This window comes from Nonomuraea jiangxiensis (assembly GCF_900099965.1).
Taxonomy (GTDB): Bacteria; Actinomycetota; Actinomycetes; order Streptosporangiales; family Streptosporangiaceae; genus Nonomuraea; species Nonomuraea jiangxiensis.
Genome location: NZ_FNDJ01000067.1, coordinates 1 through 1,125, shown reverse-complemented (window position 1 = coordinate 1,125; position 1,125 = coordinate 1). Strand labels below are relative to the sequence as shown.

General features: G+C 70.1%; 1 protein-coding gene. It reads left to right on the top strand.

The genetic code is table 11. The features are described from left to right. Positions 1-167 precede the first annotated feature (167 nt). Positions 168-1,125: ABC transporter ATP-binding protein (locus tag BLS95_RS53815; protein ID WP_143044331.1), on the top strand; the 958-nt coding region annotated here is incomplete at its 3' end.

Below are 1,125 nucleotides of genomic sequence, written 5' to 3'. Positions count from 1 at the left end.
AACGAAATCCTCATCCGCCCCACCGACCAAACCCCCTAACCCACCCACACCCCCCATCCAAACGCGCGGGTCGGACCCGCAGTCGCCCAGGTACGACCGTGGGCGGACGCGAAAGTTCTGACCACGGTCGGACGCGCCGGCAGGGCGGGTTTTGCCACCGTGTTCACGTGATCGAAGTAAAGGAACTGACCAAGCGATACGGCGAGGCGCTCGCACTCGACCGGCTGTCCTTCCAGGTCCACCCCGGCCGGGTGACCGGCTTCCTCGGACCCAACGGCGCCGGCAAATCCACGACCCTGCGCATCATCGTCGGCCTTCATGCGGCGACGTCCGGCGTGGCCCTGGTCAACGGGCGCCCATACGCGGAGATCAACCGGCCGCTCCACGAGGTGGGGGTGCTGCTCGACGCCGGTGCCGTGCATCCGGGCCGCACCGCGTACAACCAGCTCGCCTGCCTGGCCCGCAGTCACCGCATCGGCCGCTCCAGGATCATGACGCTGCTGGAGCTGGTGGGGCTGCGGGACGTGGCGCACAAGCGCATCGGGGGCTTCTCGCTCGGGATGCGGCAGCGGCTGGGCATCGCGGCGGCGCTGCTGGGCGATCCCGGCGTCGTCCTGCTCGACGAGCCGGTGAACGGCCTGGACGCCGAGGGCATCCGCTGGATGCGCGGCCTGATGCGCACTCTCGCCGCGGAAGGCCGTACGGTGCTGCTGTCCAGCCACCTGATGAGCGAGATGGCCCTGACCGTGGACCACGTGCTCATCATCGGACGGGGCAGATTGATCGCCGAGACCTCGATGGAGGACCTCACCGGCCGCTTCCGCCGCGACATCCTGGTCCGATCCCCGAGACACGTGGAGCTGGGCAAGGTCCTGCGCAGCGCCGGTGCGTCGGTGACGTTCGGGTCGCAGGGCAGCCTGGCGGTGACGGGCGCCGACACCGCCACGATCGGCGATCTCGCCGCCGAGCGCGGCATCCCGATCCACGAGCTGACCCCACGCAGCGCCACACTCGAAGAGGTCTACCTCGACATGACCGACGAGGCCGCCGACTACCGTGCCGCCGAGTACCGCGCCGGGGAGTATCGTGCCGCCGCCGACCGCGTTGGCGCCGACCGCGTTGGCG